Origin of the sequence: Streptomyces sp. CA-249302 (assembly GCF_050936785.1) — a bacterium.
GTDB lineage: Bacteria > Actinomycetota > Actinomycetes > Streptomycetales > Streptomycetaceae > Streptomyces.
Map to the genome: position 1 here is coordinate 1,450,105 of NZ_JBNJMG010000001.1, position 13,542 is coordinate 1,463,646.

Genomic DNA, 13,542 nt, shown 5'->3' on the forward strand with positions numbered 1-13,542 from the left:
CTGCACTTCCCCTGAGACTTGGGAAAAGTTGACGACACCTCAGGGGGCAATGTGGCGCAGCGTCAGAAGCGTTCCGTGGCAGGCAGATCCGGCAGATCCGTACTCTCGTTTCTCACGGCATTCGGCGCGCTGGCCGGTGCGGCCCTGGTGGGGGCGGCACCGGCCAGCGGCGCACCCGGGGTCACCGCCGTCGCCCGGGGCGTGACCTACAAGCAGTTCGACATCCAGGGGGCGAAGGGCGTCACCCACGCCCATCTGCTCACCGTCAACCTGCGTGATACGCACGTACGCCTCGACCTGCTGTATCCGGGCGCGGTGGCCGCCCGGTCCGCGGTCTCCAAGCTGGCGAACGCGCAGGGCGCCGTCGCGGGCATCAACGGCGACTTCTTCAACATCACCGAGACCCAGCACCCGGGCGTCGAGGCCACCGGCTCGACCGACGGACCGGCGATCGCGAGCGGGCACACGCTGAAGGCGGCGGTGCCCGACGGGCAGCGCTTCGGTCCGTCGCTGCCGCCCGGCACCACCACCAAGGACGTGCTCGGCGTCGGCACCGACCGCACGGCCCGGCTGGACAGCCTGGCGCTGGACGGCTCGGTGCGCACGCCGGTCGGGCGGCTGCCGCTGGGCGGGCTCAACCAGTACGCGCTGCCGATGGGCTCGATCGGCGCGTTCACCTCGGACTGGGGCAGCGTCTCCCGGGTCCGCGCGACCTGCGGCACGGACACCGACCGGGCCGGGGCGTGCAGTACGGACACCTACGAGGTGACGGTGCGGGGCGGCCGGGTCGTGTCGACGTCCAAGACTCCGGGCAAGGGCGCGATCGCGGCCGGGACCACCGTCCTCGTCGGCCGGGAGGCGGGCGCGCGGCAGCTGCGGAAGCTCTTCAAGGGCGAGGCCGTGAAGGTGACTCACCGGCTGGTGGCGGCCAGGTCCGGGATCCCGTACCGGTTCGCGCTCGGCGGCTACCCGGTGCTCAAGGGCGGTCAGCCGCTGGCCGGGCTCGACGACAACACCGCGGCCGTGCGTACGGCCGTCGGTGTCGCGGACGGCGGGAAGCGGCTGCTGCTGTTCGCGCTGGACGGTGCGCCCGCCTACCGCACCGGGCTGACCATCGCCGAAGTGGCCGCGGAGATGAAGGCGTTGGGCTCGACGGACGCCTTCAGCCTGGACGGCGGCGGCTCCAGCACGCTGGTCGCCCGCGCGGCGGGCGCGAGCACCGTGACCGTACGGAACCACCCGTCCGGAGACGCGGAACGCCCCGTGCCCAACGGCATCGGGGTGTTCGTCACGTCCTGACCGCGGCCGGCCTCACGGATGCAGGCTGCTGACGATGTCGGCGGTCGCCGTGAGGCCGCTGTGGATGGTGGGCGCCATGCTCGTGCCGGCCATGAAGAAGCCGAGCAGGGCGCACACCAGGGCGTGCGAGACCTTCAGCCCGCCGTTGCGCATGAAGATCACCGCCAGGATCAGGAGCAGCAGCACCACAGAGATGGAAATCGCCATCGTCAACCTCCTCCGCCACGCCCGTTTCGCGGCGTTCGGCCGCAAGTGTGGCGTAACGGAGGCGTGCTTCGGGTCGCTGACCTGTCCCCCGAACGTGTGGTTCTACGCCACCTTGTGGGCGTCCAGGAAGGCCTCCAGGCCGGCCAGGTCGTCGGTGTTGAAGTAGTCGACGTCGGCTGCGAGCAGCTCGCTCCACAGCGCGTCGCGGGCGGGACCGGCCAGGTCGGGGGTGTTCCAGAAGCGCACCTGCTGCCCGCGCTTGTGCGCCTCGCCGATGATGGCGCGCAGCTTCTGCCGCTCGGCGTCGGGGAAGGCGCCCTCGCCCAGCCAGGTGAAGTTGAGCTGCCAGTTGTCGCTGATCAGCGGGACGAAGGAGGCGGGCGCGGAGGTGCCGAGGTCGGTGAGCCGGCCGTCGTAGAAGGCGCGCCGCACGGTCTGCGCCTCCATGGGGGTACGGGCGGCCCGGTCCCCGGAGATCACGTTGGTGACGGCACCCGGGTGCACCCGGCCGTGCGCATACGTCGTGAACAGGTGCTTGTAGCGCTGGAGATGGCGGTCGAGCTCCAGGTACGTCGACGAGCCCTCGGTCTTGATGTCGATCAGCAGCTGGAGCGGGTGGCGGTAACCCCGGTACGCGGAACCGTGGTTGGCCTTGACGATCCGGGACAGCGGGTCGAGGTAGAGGGACTCAAGGGTGCGGGTCGGGTCCAGGTCGTCCACGGTGTGGCCGATGAGGAGCTGGTCGCCGACGAGGAAGATGTCGGCCTCGACGCTGCCGAAACGGTGGTCGAGGGCGTCGAAGAGCGGGCGGGGGTGCTCGTAGTCGTTGTGGGCGTGGGCGCGCCACAACGGGCGTGGCCGGTGCTTCTGTTCGCTCGCGAAGGCACTGCCCGCGGGCGGGGCGAGCACGACCGCGGCGGCTGCGCCGAGGGTGGTGAGGGCTCTGCGGCGGGTGACGATCGACATGCGTTGCCTCCCTGTGGGGCGGTCGGAACCACAGGGAGTATGAGGCCGGACAAGCCCCAATGAACCTGTACATGCCAGGAGTTGGCCGGACTGCCGCCGCTCGTTCACTCCTTCGGGAGAGGCGCACGAAAAAGCCCGCCCCAGGTGGGGCGGGCTTCATCGGGTGAATATCAGGGGGCTTGCAGGTCGACGAGTTCGGCCACCGCGCCACGGTGGGCGCCCGCGGTGCCGTAGGCGATGGAGTCGGCCTTGGCCCGCTTGAGGGACAGGTGGATCGGATGCTCCCAGGTCATGCCGATACCGGCGTGCAACTGGAGGGCCTCCTCAGCCGCGTGTACGGCGACGGGCGCCGCGTAGGCCTGGGCGACGGCGACCGCGAGGGCCGTCTCCTCGGCGGACTCGCCGTTCGCGAGCGCGTCGGCGGCGTTCCGGGCGGCGGCCCGGAGGTTGACGACCTCCAGCCACAGCTGGGCGAGCCGGTGCTTGAGCGCCTGGAAGCCACCGACGGGCCGGTTGAACTGCTTGCGCTCCTTGAGGTACCGCACGGTCTCGGTCAACGCCCAGTCGGCCAGCCCGAGTTGCTCGGATGCCAGCAGTCCGGCCCCGGCCCGCAGGGCACGTCGCACGGCGGGTTCGGCGTCGCCCAGCAGCCGTCCGGGGGCGCCGTCCAGCCGCACGATCGCCAGCGGCCGGGTCAGGTCAAGGGACACCTGGGGCACGACGGTCGCCTCGGCCGCGTCCACGGCGTAGAGCCCGCCGTCGTCCGCGGGAACCAGCAGCACGTCCGCGACCACCGCGTCGGCTACGGAGGTCAACTCACCGTGCAGCGTGCCGTCTTCATGTCGTACGACCTTGTAGGCGCCGCCCGGTGCGACGTTCAGGGCGACGGCGAGGGCGCCGATCTTCCGCCCCGAGGCCAGCTCGGCGAGCAGGTCGTCGGCGTCCGAGGCCAGGAGCGCCTCGGTGGCGACGACGGCGCTCGTGAGGTAGGGCACGGGGGCGACCGCGCGGCCCAACTCCTCCAGGACGACGGCGACTTCGCGGTGCGTGGCGCCCTGGCCGCCCTTCTCCTCGGGCACCAGCAGCCCGGCCAGGCCCATGCCGTCGGCGAGCGCCTTCCAGGCCGCGAGGTCGTGCGGGGCGTCGGACTCGGTGCGGGCGATGACGCCGGGCGCGTCGCAGTGGTCGGCGAGCAGGTCCCGTACGGCCGCCCGCAGCGCCTCTTCCTCCTCCGAGTACAGCAGGTCGGTCATCGGGCCAGGTCCTTCCAGGCGACGTCCTTGTCGGTGCGCGGCTCGGACGGCAGGCCCAGGACGCGTTCGGCGACGATGTTCAGCAGGACCTCGGTGGTCCCGCCCTCGATGCTGTTGCCCTTGGAGCGGAGGTAGCGGTAGCCCGCGTCCCGGCCGACGAAGTCGACGAGTTCAGGTCGGCGCATGGTCCAGTCGTCGTACAACAGGCCCTCTTCGCCCCGGAGTTCGACCTCCAGGCCGCTGATCTCCTGGTTGAGGCGGGCGAAGGCGAGCTTCATGCCGGCGCCCTCCGGGCCGGGCTGGCCGGCCACCAGCTGCTGGCGCAGGCGTTCGGCGGTGAGGCGGGAGACCTCGGACTCGACCCAGAGCTTGAGCAGCCGCTGGTGCAGGTCGTGGGTGCGCAGCTCGGGGCGTTCGCGCCAGGTCCTGGCGGCCGGGGCGATCATGCCGCCCTCGCGGGGCAGCCGCATGCCGCCGATGGCGACGCGCTCGTTGTTGAGCGTGGTCTGCGCGACCCGCCAGCCGTCGCCGACCTCGCCGAGGCGGCGGGAGTCGGGGATGCGGACGCCGGAGATGAAGACCTCGTTGAACTCGGCCTCGCCGGTGATCTGCCGCAGCGGGCGGACCTCGACGCCGGGGTCGGTCATGTCGCAGAGGAAGTAGGTGATGCCCGCGTGCTTGGGCACGTCCGGGTCGGTGCGGGCGATGAGGATGGCCCAGCGGGCGAGATGGGCGCTGGAGGTCCACACCTTCTGCCCGTTGACGACCCAGTCCTCGCCCTCACGGACGGCCCGGGTGCCGAGCGCGGCCAGGTCGGACCCGGCGCCGGGCTCGCTGAAGAGCTGGCACCAGACCTCCTCGCCGGTCCACAGCGGCCGCAGGAAGCGCTGCTTCTGCTCGTCCGTGCCGTACTTGAGGATCGTCGGCGCGGCCATGCCGAGGCCGATGCCGATCCGCCGCGGGTCGTTGTCCGGGGCGCCGGCGGCCTCCAGCTCGGCGTCCACGACGACCTGGAGGGAGCGGGGCGCGCCCAGTCCGCCGAGGCCCTCGGGGTAGTGCACCCAGGCGAGCCCCGCGTCGAAGCGGGCCCGCAGGAAGTCGAGCCGGTCGGTGGTGGCCGGCGGATGCGCGGCCAGCAACTCGGCTGTACGGCGCTTGAGTTCGGCTGCGTCGGTCATGCAGCTGCTCCGTTCGCGAGGGACGGGACGACGACGACCCGGCCGGTGGTGACACCGTCGGCGACCCGCTGCACGGCGGCCGCCGCACCGTCCATCGGAACGCGCTCGCTGACCAGCGGCTTGATGGCGCCGCGCGCGGCCAGCTCGGTGAGCTGCTCGTGGCAGTGCGCGATCAGCTTGGGGTTCTTGGTGCCGTACAGACCCCAGTGCAGACCGAGGATCGCGTAGTTCTTCACCAGGGCGTGGTTGAGCCCGGGGTTCGGGATGACGCCGCTCGCGAAGCCGACGACCACGATCCGGCCCTCGAAGGCGACGACCTTGGTGGACTGGGTGTAGGCCTCGCCGCCGACCGGGTCGTAGATCACGTCGGCGCCCCGGCCGCCGGTGGCCTCCTTGACGGCGGCGATGACGTCCTCGCTCTTGCGGTCGATCACGACGTCGCAGCCCAGCTCGCGGGCGACGGCGGCCTTGTCGGCGCCGCCGACGACCCCGATGACGGTCGCGCCGGCCGCCTTGCCGAGCTGCACGGCGGCGCTGCCGACCCCTCCGGCGGCGGCGTGCACGAGCAGGGTCTCGCCGGCTTCCAGGTGGGCCCGGCGGTGCAGACCGAACCAGCCCGTCTGGTAGCCGATGTGCAGGGCGGCGGCCTCCGCGTCGTCCAGCGAGTCCGGTACGGGCAGCAGAGCGGCGGCATCCGCGACGGCGTACTCGGCGAAACCGCCGTAAGGCAGTGCGGGGTTGGCGATGACCCGCCGCCCGTCCTCGGTCTCCCCGCAGATCTCCACCCCGGGAGTGAACGGCAGCGGCGGGCGCACCTGGTACTGGCCCCGGACCATCAGCACGTCCGGGAAGTTGATGTTCGCGGCACGCACCTTCAGCAGGACGCGGCCGTCGCCGGGCGTGGGCGTCTCCACCTCCTGGAGCCGCATCACCTCGCTCGGCTCGCCGTTCTCGTGCACTTGCCATGCCTGCATGCGGTGCCTCCACGGGACTGCGTTGTCGTGCCGGAGCCTGACCGGGGTCCAACGCATACTAAGCGGTCGCTTGCCCATCGGGAAACACCTGGGCGGGTACCGGAACCGGTCCGGTACCCGCCCTCCTGCCCGAGTGACCGCTCAGCGAGCCGCGAGCAGCTCCAACGTGTCGATCACCCGGTTGGAGAAGCCCCACTCGTTGTCGTACCAGGCGACCACCTTGATGTGGCGGCCGTCGACACGGGTGAGAGCCGAGTCGAAGATCGACGAGGCCGGGTTGCCGGTGATGTCGGACGACACCAGCGGGTCCTCGGAGTACTCGAGGACGCCGGCCAGCGGGCCCTCCGCGGCGGCGCGGTACGCGGCCAGCACGTCCTCGCGGGTCACGTCACGCGCGACCGTGGTGTTCAGCTCGACGATCGAGCCCACCGGAACCGGCACCCGGATCGAGTCGCCGGACAGCTTGCCGTCCAGGCCCGGCAGCACATGGCCGATCGCCTTCGCGGCACCCGTCGTCGTCGGCACGATGTTGACGCCGGCGGCGCGGGCCCGGCGGGCGTCGCGGTGCGGCCCGTCCTGGAGGTTCTGCTCCTGCGTGTAGGCGTGCACGGTGGTCATGAACCCGTGCTCGATGCCCGCGAGTTCGTCGAGGACCGCGGCGAGCGGGGCGAGCGCGTTGGTCGTGCAGGAGGCGTTCGAGACGATCGTGTGCAGCTCGGGGTCGTACGCCTCGGTGTTGACGCCGTACGCGAGCGTGACGTCGGCGCCGTCCGAGGGCGCGCTGACGAGCACCTTGCGGGCACCCGCGTCGAGGTGGGCGCGGGCGGCCTTGGCGGAGGTGAAACGGCCCGTCGACTCCAGCACGATGTCGACGCCCAGCTCGGCCCACGGCAGCTGCGCCGGCTCACGCTCGGCGAGCACCTTGATGCGCCGCCCGTCGACGACCAGGGTGTCGCCGTCGACGCTCACCGGGCGGCCGAGCCGGCCGGAGGTCGAGTCGAAGGCGAGGAGGCGGGCCAGGGTGGCGGGCTCGGTGAGGTCGTTCACGGCGACGACCTCGATCTCGCTGTCGCGTTCGAGCAGGGCGCGCAGCACATTGCGGCCGATGCGGCCGAATCCGTTGACGGCGATGCGAGTCATGAATGGTGTCCCTTCGGTTCGTCACCACCAGCGTCGCGTGCGGGGGTAGGGCCGCGGCAGTGGCGCGAGCGCCATGGTTCGCAAGGATCGCGCCAGGCACCACCACGTCGGCCTACTCACCCCGTGTGAAGGTGCGCCGGTACTCGCTCGGCGTGGTCCCGAGGATGCGCTGGAAGTGCGCCCGCAGATTCGAACCGGTCCCCAGCCCCACGTCCACCGCGATCTGCTCGACGCTCAGCTCCGAACGTTCCAGCAGCTCACGGGCCCGGTCGATGCGGGCCCGCATGACCCACTGCATCGGCGTGTACCCGGTGTCCTCGACGAAGCGCCGCGAGAACGTACGCGCGGACACCGCCGCATGCCGGGCGAGCGCGTCGAGCCCGAGGGGCTCGCCCAGCCGGCGCAGGGCCCATTCACGGGTGGCGGCGAACCGTTCGCCGAGCGGCTCGGGCACGCTGCGCGGCACGTACTGCGCCTGGCCGCCGCTGCGGTAGGGGGCGGCCACCAGGCGCCGGGCCGCGTGGTTGGAGGCGGCCACCCCGAGATCGCCGCGCAGGATGTGCAGACACAGGTCGATGCCGGACGCGGCGCCGGCCGAGGTCAGCACGCTGCCCTCGTCGACGAACAGCACGTTCTCGTCGACCTGGACGAGCGGATGCTTCGCGGCGAGCGCCCGCGTGTAGTGCCAGTGCGTCGTGGCCCGCCTGCCGTCGAGCAGCCCCGTGGCGGCGAGCGCGAAGGCCCCGGTCGAGATGGCGGCGAGCCGCGCGCCCCGCGCATGGGCGGCGACCAGCGCGCCCACGACGGCCCGCGGCGGATCCTCCCGGTCCGGGAACCGGTACCCGGGCACGAACACGACATCGGCCCAGGCGAGCGCGTCGAGCCCATGGGCGACGTGATACGCCAGGCCGTCACCACCGGTCACGAGCCCGGCCGCGGCGCCACACACCCGCACCTCGTACGGCATGCTCGCGCGGGTCGTGAACACCTGGGCCGGGATGCCTACATCGAGCGGCTTGGCGCCTTCGAGGACGAGGACGGCGACACGGCGCAGACGGGCGGGCTCCACGGTGACCAGCGTACGAGGAGGTCAGGCCTTCTTCGGCCGCGCCCGCACGTGCATCCGCTCCCCCTGCGGCCCGAACAGGCTCAGGAACTCCGCCGGCCCCTCCCCCGTGGACCCGAACCAGTGCGGCACCCGCGTGTCGAACTCGGCCGCCTCCCCCGCCGTCATCACCACGTCGTGCTCCGCGAGCACCACCCGCAACCGCCCCGAGAGCACGTACAGCCACTCATAGCCCTCGTGCGTCCGCAGCTCGGGCTCCTCCTCGCGCTGCGGCACCAGCACCTTGAAGGCCTGGAGCCCGCCGGGCTGCCGGGTCAGCGGCCAGAAGGTACGCCCGTGCCGGACCAGCGGCTCGGCCCGCACCCGGGGATCGGTCACCGGCGGCGCCCCGACCAGCTCGTCCAACGGCACCTGGTGCGCCCGCGCGATCGGCAGCAGCAGCTCCAGGCTGGGCTTGCGCAGCCCGGACTCCAGCCGCGACAGCGTGCTCACCGAGATGCCGGTCGCCGCCGACAGCCCGGCGAGCGTGGCACCCCGCTCCTTGCGGATGCGGCGCAGCCGGGGCCCGACCTCGGCCAGCACCTCGTACGTGTCGTCAGTCATGACCGCCATTGCAGTTTCGGCAAACGGGTTTGTCAACGCGGTCGGGAGCGCGGGACCGTCGGCCGTGGAGGTGGTCACCCATGACCGAGCAGTACGAAGTGATCGTCGTCGGCGGCGGAGCGGCGGGCCTCTCCGCGGCACTCGTCCTGGGCCGCGCCCGCCGCCGCACCCTGGTCGTCGACGCCGGCGAACCCCGCAACGCACCCGCCGCCCACATGCAGGGCTACCTCACCCGCGACGGCATGCCACCGGCCGAGTTCCTGGCGCTCGGCCGCGAGGAGATCGCACGGTACGGCGTCGACCTGATCCGCGACCGCGCGGTCGACGTCACCGAGGGGTTCACGGTCACCCTCGCGAGCGGCCGAGCCGTACACGGAAGGCGCCTCGTCATCGCCACCGGCCTCCGCGACGAGCTCCCGACGGTCCCTGGCGTGGCCGAACGCTTCGGCCGAGACGTGATCCACTGCCCGTACTGCCATGGGTGGGAGGTCCGCGACCGGTCCTTCGGCGTCCTCGCCACGACCCCGATGAGCGTCCACCAGGCGCTGATGGTCTCCCAGTGGTCCAAGGACGTGATCCTCTTCCTGCACACGGTCACGGAGGACGAGCTGACCGACGACGACCTGCGCAGGCTCGCGGCGGCGGGAGTGCAGGTCGTCCCCGGCGAGGTCGCGGAGCTGGTGGTCGAGGAGGACCGGCTGACGGGCGTACGGCTGGTGGACGGTTCGACGCACGCACGCGAGGTCGTCTTCACCGCACCCCGGGCGATCCCGCAGACGGACCTCCTGGAGCGCCTCGGCGCCGAATTCGAGGAGACGCCGTTCGGCGCGTACCCCGTGGTCGATCCGACCGGCCGGACGACGGTGCCCGGCGTATGGGCGGTAGGTAACGCGATGGGCTTCGCCGAACAGGTCGTCAACGCGGCGGCGGGCGGCTATCGGGCGGGAGCCACCGTCAACGGAGAGCTCCTCATGACCGACTTGGACGCAACGCCCTGAAGGGGCGCGGGGAACTGCGCGACCAGCCCCCACACACCCGCAGTCGGCACACAACCCTCTCTTCCGGGTGAAACCCAGCGGAGCGCGCCGCACTATGGCTACATGCTGCTTGCCCGGCTAACCCACGTGTCCCAGGAGGTCGCCGCCACCTCCGCACGCTCGAAGAAGATCGCCCTCCTCGCCGAACTGTTCCGAGACGCCGAGCCGGACGACGTACCGATCGTCATCCCCTACCTCGCGGGACGCCTCCCCCAGGGCCGGCTCGGCATCGGCTGGAAGGTACTCGGTCACCAGGTCACCCCCGCCACCGAACCAACGCTCACCGTGCACGAGGTGGACGCCCTGCTGACCGACCTGGCCAAAGTCTCCGGCACCGGCTCGCAGGCCGAACGCACCCGCCTGGTGGGCGAGTTGATGGCCGCAGCCACCAAGGACGAGCAGCGCTTCCTGTTCGGCCTGATCACCGGCGAGGTGAGGCAGGGCGCCCTGGACGCCGTCGCCGTGGAGGGCCTGGCGCAGGCCACCGAGGCACCATCCGCGGACGTACGCCGGGCGGTGATGCTGGCCGGGTCGCTCCAGACGGTCGCGCAGGCCCTGCTCGCCGACGGCCCGGCCTCCCTCGACCGCTTCCGCCTCACCGTCGGCCGCCCGGTCCTCCCCATGCTCGCGCACACCGCCTCCTCGGTGACCGAGGCGGTCGAGAAGCTCGGCGCGTGCGCGGTCGAGGAGAAGCTGGACGGCATCCGCGTCCAGGTGCACCGGGACGGCGACACCGTACGGATCTACACCCGCACCCTCGACGACATCACCGACCGCCTCCCCGAACTGACCGGCGCCGCACTGCGGTTGAGGGGCGAGCGGTTCATCCTGGACGGCGAGGTCATCGCGTTCGACAAGGACGGGCGGCCACGGTCCTTCCAGGAGACCGCGGGCCGCGTCGGCTCCCGCACCGACGTGGCGACGGCCGCCCACGAGGTCCCCGTCTCCCCCGTCTTCTTCGACGCCCTCTCCGTCGACGACCGCGACCTCCTCGACCTGCCCTTCACCGAACGCCACGCGGAGCTGGCCCGCCTCGTCCCCGAGCCGATGCGGGTACGCCGCACGCTGGTGTCGGGCTCCGAGGACGTCACCGCGGCCGAGGACTTCCTGGCCGCGACCCTCGGACGCGGCCACGAGGGCGTCGTGGTCAAGGCCCTGGACGCCACCTACAGCGCGGGCCGGCGCGGCGCGTCCTGGCTGAAGGTCAAGCCCGTCCACACGCTCGACCTCGTCGTACTGGCCGCCGAGTGGGGCCACGGCCGCCGCACCGGCAAGCTCTCCAACCTCCACCTCGGCGCCCGCACCGCCGACGGCGGCTTCGCCATGCTCGGCAAGACCTTCAAGGGCATGACCGACGCGATACTGACGTGGCAGACCGAGCGACTCCAGGAGCTGGCGGTCGACACCAACGGCCATGTGGTGACCGTACGCCCCGAACTCGTCGTCGAGATCGCCTACGACGGCCTGCAGAAGTCCACCCGCTACCCGGCCGGTGTCACCCTCCGCTTCGCCCGCGTGGTCCGCTACCGCGAGGACAAGCGCCCCGAGGAGGCCGACACCGTCGAGACCCTGCTCGCCGCCCACCCGGAGGTGCGACCGTGACCGACAAGCGCAGCGCGGGCCTGCTGTTGTACCGGCACACCGACCGCGGCCTGGAGGTGTTGCTCGGCCATATGGGCGGCCCGTTCTTCGCGAAACGGGACGCCGGGGCGTGGGGCGTGCCCAAGGGCGAGTACGAGCCCGCGGAGGAGACCGCCTGGGACGCGGCGCGCCGGGAGTTCCAGGAGGAGCTCGGGCTGGCGCCGCCGGACGGGGAGGCGACCGAGCTGGGCGAGGTGCGGCAGACCAACGGCAAGGTGGTCACGGCCTGGGCGATCGAGGCCGACCTCGACCCGGCCACGATCGAGCCGGGCACCTTCCGGATGGAGTGGCCGCCGAAGTCGGGGAACGTCCAGGAGTTCCCGGAGCTGGACCGGGTGGAGTGGTTCGGTCTCGACCGGGCCAGGGCCGTGATCGTGAAGGCCCAGGCCGCGTTTCTCGACCGGCTGGCGGAGCACTCGGGCTGACGGGCTCCGTGGGGCCCTGAGCAGACGCACATGCGTTGCGGTCGCCCGCGGTGCGCGGGAAGGTCGTAACACAGAGCCGCCCCCAGGAGGTCAGCCATGCCCATCGCGACGGTGAACCCGGCGAACGGCGAGACGCTCAAGACGTACGAGGCCATGGGCGAGGAGGAGCTGGAGCGCCGGCTCCAGCTCGCGGAGGCGACGTTCCGCACGTACCGGACGACGTCGTTCGCCGAGCGCGCCCGGCTGATGCACCGGGCCGCCGAGCTGCTCGACGGGATGCAGCAGGACATCGGGCGCGTGATGACCACGGAGATGGGCAAGCCCGTCAAGCAGGCCCGCGCGGAGGTCGCCAAGTGCGCCAAGGCGATGCGCTGGTACGCCGACCACGCCGAGGAACTCCTCGCGGACGAGGAGCCCGCCGAATTCGACGTGAAGGACTCCGGCGGGTCCCGGGTCCGCGTGCGCTACCGGCCGCTGGGGCCGGTGCTCGCCGTGATGCCGTGGAACTTCCCGCTCTGGCAGGTGATCCGCTTCGCCGCGCCCGCGCTGATGGCGGGCAACGTGGGCCTGCTCAAGCACGCCTCGAACGTCCCGCAGACCGCCCTCTTCCTCGAGGACCTCTTCCACCAGGCCGGCTACCCGGAGGGCTGCTTCCAGACGCTGCTCGTCGGCTCCGGCGCGGTCGACGAGATCCTGCGCGACGAGCGGGTCAGGGCGGCCACCCTTACGGGCAGCGAGCCCGCGGGGCGGGCCGTGGCCTCCACCTCCGGCGAGATGATCAAGAAGACGGTGCTGGAGCTCGGCGGCAGCGACCCGTACATCGTCATGCCGTCCGCCGACATCGACCGGGCCGCGCAGATCGCGGTGACCGCGCGCGTGCAGAACAACGGGCAGTCCTGCATCGCCGCCAAGCGGTTCATCGTGCACGCCGACGTCTACGACCGGTTCGCCGAGCGGTTCGTCGAGGGCATGAAGGCGCTGAAGGTCGGCGACCCGATGGAGGAGGACACCGAGGTCGGGCCACTCGCCAGCGAGCAGGGGCGGGACGATCTGGAGGAGCTGGTCGAGGACGCGAAGCGCAGCGGGGCGACCGTGCTGTGCGGCGGCCACCGGCTGCGGCGGCCCGAGCTGCCGGGCTGGTACTACCCGCCGACGGTCCTCGCCGGGATCACCCGCGAGATGCGGATCCACCGCGAGGAGGCGTTCGGACCGGTGGCCACGTTGTACCGGGCCTCCGGTCTCGACGAGGCCGTGCTCATCGCCAACGACTCGCCGTTCGGGCTGAGTTCGAACGTGTGGACGCGGGACGAGGCGGAGGTGGACCGTTTCGTACGGGACCTGGAGGCCGGCGGGGTGTTCTTCAACGGCATGACCGCCTCGCACCCGGCGTTCCCGTTCGGCGGGGTCAAGCGGTCCGGGTACGGGCGTGAGCTGTCCGGGCACGGAATCCGGGAGTTCTGCAACATCACCACGGTTTGGCACGGGGCGTGAGCGTTGCGCGGCTAACATCCCGCTTGTGAACCGCGAAGTGACTCTGCCTCTGATCGTCGACGACCGCGGGACCTTGCAGGTGGCCGCCGCCGATGTGAGCAAGCTTTTGCGGACCGTGGGTGGGCGGTGGCTGCATCTGGTGGAGGCCGGGGAGGGTGGGCTCGACGAGGACACGGTGGCCGCGCTGACGATCGAGTTGGCGAAGCTCGCCGATCGTATTGACGTGGCGTGTATTGCTCACAGCAGTGAGCAGAGTGGCTAG

The 13,542-nt window shown here is 71.8% G+C and carries 14 protein-coding genes; 6 read left to right on the forward strand and 8 right to left on the reverse strand.

The annotated features are described in order from the left end of the window. Positions 1-147: 147 nt before the first annotated feature. Positions 148-1,299, forward strand: coding sequence for a phosphodiester glycosidase family protein (locus ACQEWB_RS06510; RefSeq protein ID WP_432843663.1), 1,152 nt, complete (start codon positions 148-150; stop codon positions 1,297-1,299). Positions 1,300-1,311: 12 nt separating this feature from the next. Here the strand turns inward: ACQEWB_RS06510 and ACQEWB_RS06515 are convergent, their stop codons facing one another. The 8 genes from ACQEWB_RS06515 to ACQEWB_RS06550 all read right to left on the reverse strand — a co-directional run bounded on the left by ACQEWB_RS06515 (position 1,312) and on the right by ACQEWB_RS06550 (position 8,686). Continuing rightward, positions 1,312-1,506 carry a hypothetical protein gene (locus ACQEWB_RS06515; RefSeq protein WP_242777078.1) on the reverse strand — a complete coding sequence of 65 codons (195 nt, stop codon included), beginning with the start codon at positions 1,504-1,506 and terminating at the stop codon, positions 1,312-1,314. A 102-nt stretch (positions 1,507-1,608) separates the two neighbouring features. Next, positions 1,609-2,472 (reverse strand): phosphatidylinositol-specific phospholipase C/glycerophosphodiester phosphodiesterase family protein, encoded by an 864-nt coding sequence (locus tag ACQEWB_RS06520; protein WP_432827976.1) that lies wholly within the window; start codon positions 2,470-2,472, stop codon positions 1,609-1,611. A 170-nt stretch (positions 2,473-2,642) separates the two neighbouring features. Beyond that, positions 2,643-3,725, reverse strand: coding sequence for an acyl-CoA dehydrogenase family protein (locus ACQEWB_RS06525; RefSeq protein WP_432827978.1), 1,083 nt, complete (start codon positions 3,723-3,725; stop codon positions 2,643-2,645). Next, positions 3,722-4,903, reverse strand: coding sequence for an acyl-CoA dehydrogenase family protein (locus ACQEWB_RS06530; protein WP_432827980.1), 1,182 nt, complete (start codon positions 4,901-4,903; stop codon positions 3,722-3,724). The genes ACQEWB_RS06525 and ACQEWB_RS06530 overlap by 4 nt, the downstream gene beginning before the upstream one ends. Beyond that, on the reverse strand, positions 4,900-5,877 hold the full coding sequence (locus ACQEWB_RS06535) for an NADPH:quinone oxidoreductase family protein (protein WP_432827982.1): 978 nt from the start codon (positions 5,875-5,877) through the stop codon (positions 4,900-4,902). Before ACQEWB_RS06535 ends, ACQEWB_RS06530 begins: the two co-directional genes overlap by 4 nt. Positions 5,878-6,018: 141 nt before the next feature. Next, entirely contained in the window at positions 6,019-7,017 is a 999-nt protein-coding gene (gap, locus tag ACQEWB_RS06540) for a type I glyceraldehyde-3-phosphate dehydrogenase (protein WP_432827984.1), read from the reverse strand. 112 nt (positions 7,018-7,129) lie between these two features. Then, positions 7,130-8,086 carry a GlxA family transcriptional regulator gene (locus ACQEWB_RS06545; RefSeq protein ID WP_432827986.1) on the reverse strand — a complete coding sequence of 319 codons (957 nt, stop codon included), beginning with the start codon at positions 8,084-8,086 and terminating at the stop codon, positions 7,130-7,132. A 21-nt stretch (positions 8,087-8,107) separates the two neighbouring features. Next, positions 8,108-8,686 (reverse strand): helix-turn-helix domain-containing protein, encoded by a 579-nt coding sequence (locus ACQEWB_RS06550; protein WP_432827988.1) that lies wholly within the window; start codon positions 8,684-8,686, stop codon positions 8,108-8,110. An 80-nt stretch (positions 8,687-8,766) separates the two neighbouring features. On the opposite strand from ACQEWB_RS06550, the gene ACQEWB_RS06555 reads away from it, so the two are divergent. From ACQEWB_RS06555 to ACQEWB_RS06575, 5 genes are all read left to right on the forward strand, one after another. After that, on the forward strand, positions 8,767-9,684 hold the full coding sequence (locus ACQEWB_RS06555; protein ID WP_432827990.1) for an NAD(P)/FAD-dependent oxidoreductase: 918 nt from the start codon (positions 8,767-8,769) through the stop codon (positions 9,682-9,684). 102 nt (positions 9,685-9,786) lie between these two features. Continuing rightward, positions 9,787-11,325 carry an ATP-dependent DNA ligase gene (locus ACQEWB_RS06560; protein ID WP_432827992.1) on the forward strand — a complete coding sequence of 513 codons (1,539 nt, stop codon included), beginning with the start codon at positions 9,787-9,789 and terminating at the stop codon, positions 11,323-11,325. Beyond that, on the forward strand, positions 11,322-11,789 hold the full coding sequence (locus tag ACQEWB_RS06565) for an NUDIX domain-containing protein (protein WP_432827994.1): 468 nt from the start codon (positions 11,322-11,324) through the stop codon (positions 11,787-11,789). Before ACQEWB_RS06560 ends, ACQEWB_RS06565 begins: the two co-directional genes overlap by 4 nt. Positions 11,790-11,885: 96 nt before the next feature. Next, complete coding sequence (locus ACQEWB_RS06570) at positions 11,886-13,280, forward strand: NADP-dependent succinic semialdehyde dehydrogenase (protein WP_432827996.1); 1,395 nt, start codon at positions 11,886-11,888, stop codon at positions 13,278-13,280. A 25-nt stretch (positions 13,281-13,305) separates the two neighbouring features. Then, on the forward strand, positions 13,306-13,542 hold the full coding sequence (locus ACQEWB_RS06575; protein ID WP_432827998.1) for a DUF6213 family protein: 237 nt from the start codon (positions 13,306-13,308) through the stop codon (positions 13,540-13,542).

Bases quoted from the DNA above. Each gene is read 5' to 3' on its own strand.
- ACQEWB_RS06515 (WP_242777078.1), bottom strand. From the start codon at position 1,506: ATGGCGATTTCCATCTCTGTGGTGCTGCTGCTCCTGATCCTGGCGGTG.
- ACQEWB_RS06520 (WP_432827976.1), bottom strand. From the start codon at position 2,472: ATGTCGATCGTCACCCGCCGCAGAGCCCTCACCACCCTCGGCGCAGCC.
- ACQEWB_RS06525 (WP_432827978.1), bottom strand. From the start codon at position 3,725: ATGACCGACCTGCTGTACTCGGAGGAGGAAGAGGCGCTGCGGGCGGCC.
- ACQEWB_RS06530 (WP_432827980.1), bottom strand. From the start codon at position 4,903: ATGACCGACGCAGCCGAACTCAAGCGCCGTACAGCCGAGTTGCTGGCC.
- ACQEWB_RS06535 (WP_432827982.1), bottom strand. From the start codon at position 5,877: ATGCAGGCATGGCAAGTGCACGAGAACGGCGAGCCGAGCGAGGTGATG.
- gap (WP_432827984.1), bottom strand. From the start codon at position 7,017: ATGACTCGCATCGCCGTCAACGGATTCGGCCGCATCGGCCGCAATGTG.
- ACQEWB_RS06550 (WP_432827988.1), bottom strand. From the start codon at position 8,686: ATGACTGACGACACGTACGAGGTGCTGGCCGAGGTCGGGCCCCGGCTG.
- ACQEWB_RS06555 (WP_432827990.1), top strand. From the start codon at position 8,767: ATGACCGAGCAGTACGAAGTGATCGTCGTCGGCGGCGGAGCGGCGGGC.
- ACQEWB_RS06560 (WP_432827992.1), top strand. From the start codon at position 9,787: ATGCTGCTTGCCCGGCTAACCCACGTGTCCCAGGAGGTCGCCGCCACC.
- ACQEWB_RS06570 (WP_432827996.1), top strand. From the start codon at position 11,886: ATGCCCATCGCGACGGTGAACCCGGCGAACGGCGAGACGCTCAAGACG.